Source organism: Hyphomicrobium sp., assembly GCF_035548195.1.
In the GTDB taxonomy this organism is placed as follows: Bacteria; Pseudomonadota; Alphaproteobacteria; order Rhizobiales; family Hyphomicrobiaceae; genus Hyphomicrobium_B.
In genome coordinates this window covers 1-2,309 of the sequence record NZ_DASZTY010000014.1, presented here as the reverse complement: position 1 = coordinate 2,309, position 2,309 = coordinate 1, and the positions used below count along the sequence as shown (strand labels likewise).

7 protein-coding genes and 1 tRNA gene are annotated in these 2,309 nt (G+C 60.2%); 3 read left to right on the top strand and 5 right to left on the bottom strand.

Annotation, left to right across the window (positions count from 1 at the left end; translation table 11 throughout):
• On the bottom strand, positions 1–194 hold a 194-nt coding region (locus VHB22_RS04140; RefSeq protein ID WP_325455692.1), incomplete at its 3' end, for a S4 domain-containing protein.
• A gap of 19 nt (positions 195–213) precedes the next feature.
• Here VHB22_RS04140 and VHB22_RS04135 point away from each other — a divergent pair.
• From VHB22_RS04135 to VHB22_RS04125, 3 genes are all read left to right on the top strand, one after another.
• The gene (locus VHB22_RS04135; RefSeq protein WP_325455691.1) at positions 214–564 is read left to right on the top strand and encodes a DUF6476 family protein; all 351 of its coding nucleotides are present in this window, start codon (positions 214–216) and stop codon (positions 562–564) included.
• A complete protein-coding gene (locus VHB22_RS04130) occupies positions 561–959 on the top strand; it encodes a M67 family metallopeptidase (RefSeq protein WP_325455690.1) in 399 nt (132 codons plus the stop codon). Before VHB22_RS04135 ends, VHB22_RS04130 begins: the two co-directional genes overlap by 4 nt.
• Positions 960–995: 36 nt before the next feature.
• Positions 996–1,070 (top strand) — tRNA-Glu (locus tag VHB22_RS04125).
• A 109-nt stretch (positions 1,071–1,179) separates the two neighbouring features.
• On the opposite strand, the gene VHB22_RS04120 is transcribed toward VHB22_RS04125, so the two are convergent.
• The 4 genes from VHB22_RS04120 to VHB22_RS04105 all read right to left on the bottom strand — a co-directional run bounded on the left by VHB22_RS04120 (position 1,180) and on the right by VHB22_RS04105 (position 2,305).
• Positions 1,180–1,503, bottom strand: a complete 324-nt coding sequence (locus tag VHB22_RS04120; protein ID WP_325455689.1) for a hypothetical protein — start codon at positions 1,501–1,503, stop codon at positions 1,180–1,182.
• 65 nt (positions 1,504–1,568) lie between these two features.
• Entirely contained in the window at positions 1,569–1,736 is a 168-nt protein-coding gene (locus VHB22_RS04115; RefSeq protein ID WP_325455688.1) for a hypothetical protein, read from the bottom strand.
• A gap of 71 nt (positions 1,737–1,807) precedes the next feature.
• The gene (locus VHB22_RS04110) at positions 1,808–2,011 is read right to left on the bottom strand and encodes a hypothetical protein (protein ID WP_325455687.1); all 204 of its coding nucleotides are present in this window, start codon (positions 2,009–2,011) and stop codon (positions 1,808–1,810) included.
• Positions 2,012–2,101: 90 nt separating this feature from the next.
• The gene (locus VHB22_RS04105; RefSeq protein ID WP_325455693.1) at positions 2,102–2,305 is read right to left on the bottom strand and encodes a cold-shock protein; all 204 of its coding nucleotides are present in this window, start codon (positions 2,303–2,305) and stop codon (positions 2,102–2,104) included.
• Positions 2,306–2,309 lie beyond the last annotated feature (4 nt).

Here is a 2,309-nt window from a genome sequence, read left to right as displayed (position 1 = left end):
GGCACGCGCACCTCATAGATTTCGCCCGGTTTGACCCTGGTATTGCCGTCTCTTATGGTCGCGCCCGCCCGAAAAACCGCGCCTTCGTCGATCAAAGCCTGCAAGCGCGAGCGGCTGAGATCGGCAAAGCTCGCGGCCAGAAAACGGTCAAGGCGCAATCCCGCCTGATCGGCTTCGACGGCAGCCGCCCGCATCGTTCCGGAGGAATTCTCCTTGTCCGACCCGTCTGATCTTTCGTCTGGCACTGCCGCTCCCGAAGACGTGAAAAACACCGCAAGCTATCGCGGGCTAAAGGCTGTCGTCATCCTCTTGGGCGCTCTTATCATCATTGCGTTCGGATTGCTCGTGGTCGGAGCGCTCACCCGTTTCCACGTCAAATCCGCGCCCAACGCCACAGGTCTCGAAAACACCATTTCGCTGCCTGAGGGTGCGCAGATCGTATCGAGCGAAGTCCAGTCCGACCGATTGATACTGCGTGTGAAAACGCAAGGCCGCGACAGCATCTACATCGTCGACACCGGAACCGGCCATCTCGTCGGGCGCATCCAGACGCAAGGTAGATGATCGCCACGCTGATCCTGCCGCAGACCTTGCGCGACCAGATCGCCCGCGAAGCGCTCGCCGCCCAGCCGTCCGAATGCTGCGGCTTGATCGAAGGCACATATATAAAGCAGGAGGCACGCGCGCTCGCCTGTCATCCCACCCGCAACCTCGCCGCCGCCAGCGACAGTTTCGAAATCGACCCCGCTCGCCACATCGAGTTGCTGCGTACTTTGCGCGGGACGCAGCGCCGGATTCTCGGCTGCTACCATTCCCATCCGAACGGCCGCGCCGAGCCTTCGTCCCGCGACCTCGCACAAGCAACCGACGAAAATTTCCTCTGGCTGATCGCCGCGGGCAGGGATTTGAAGGCCTTCGTCCACGCGAACCGCGCTTTCCACCCCGTCCGCCTCGCTTGAGGCAAACGACCCCCGCCGGTATAAGCAAGCCCTGACGCTCCCATCGTCTAGCGGTTAGGACGCGGCCCTCTCAAGGCTGAAACACGGGTTCGATTCCCGTTGGGAGCGCCAGCGCGCAATTCCGATCCTGACAATTGCTGACCAAATCGGCGCATTTGTCCCCTTGGCAATTTCGCGATTTCTATCGCCACAACGGCCGTCGTCGCCGTGCCATGAGACATCACCCGGCGCGATTGCGCCGGACCCGATCCATGCCCCGCCATGCTCCAGGCGAGCAGTATTCCAGTTTGCCCGATGGCAATCTATCGCGCTCCAGGGCCTCAACGAGATCTTGCGGATCGAACGGAAAGTGCCGCCGCCGCGATCCTGTGGCATTCAAAAAGAATGTCGATCCGATATGGCGATAGGCTGGAAGCGTGGCGCTGCCGATCACTTCTTCTTCGGTCTCTACAGTGTAGTTGCCGGCAGGTTGCTGTCGATCGAAACCGTCCAGAATGAACGATCGACGAAAGGTGACGGTACGCAATGTCGTGCGGGTCTGCATGGGTTTCTCCGGTAAAGAGAAGGCGGCGCGGGGGATATTGATTGAATATCCCCCGCGGCCAACCTTCAGTCCTTGGTCGCAGACGCGACCGCTATCGTCGCTTCGCACTCACCCGCAGGCGGCACAGAAGCGTCGATGGCTTCGGACCGAAGCAATTCGGGCGCGTGCCAAATCGAAGTCACGCTCTCTCCGAGTCCGGGCACGGTGGTTCGCATCGCGCGATTCTTACACATGCTCATGCTTTCTGAAGCAGCCGGTGCCGCTTCGGTTTGCCATGCCCCTTCATCGATGGAACTTACGGCGTTCAGCCGGAAACGCCTTTCAGGCGATCTTCTTCTTCCTTGGCGAGCCGCAACGCGCGCAATTTGGCGGTCTTCGCATTGATGGCATCGCGCTCGTCTTCCGCGACGGTTCGGGCAAGGCTTCTTTTCGCGTCGGCTTGCTCGAAGACTCTCTGTGCGTTCCGGCGAGCGAGATCGCGCGATGCCTGGATCGAGCGAGTGATCATGACATCTCTCCCAAAGTGAGCCGATAAGTCGCTTCAAAGCCAAACGGCGGACGCAAGGCGTCCGCCTCAACTTTGTACCGCTGCGATTGCTTAAGCAGCAGCGACATTGGCTGCTTTGGAGCCTCTTGCGTCAGCTTGGATATCGAAGCTGATCCGCTGGCCCTCGCTGAGGGTACGCAGGCCGCGTGCTTCAAGCGCGCTGGCATGCACGAAAACGTCCTTGCCGCCGCCATCCGGCGCCACAAAGCCGAAGCCTTTTTTGTCGTTGAAAAACTTCACTGTTCCGATGGTCATTGTT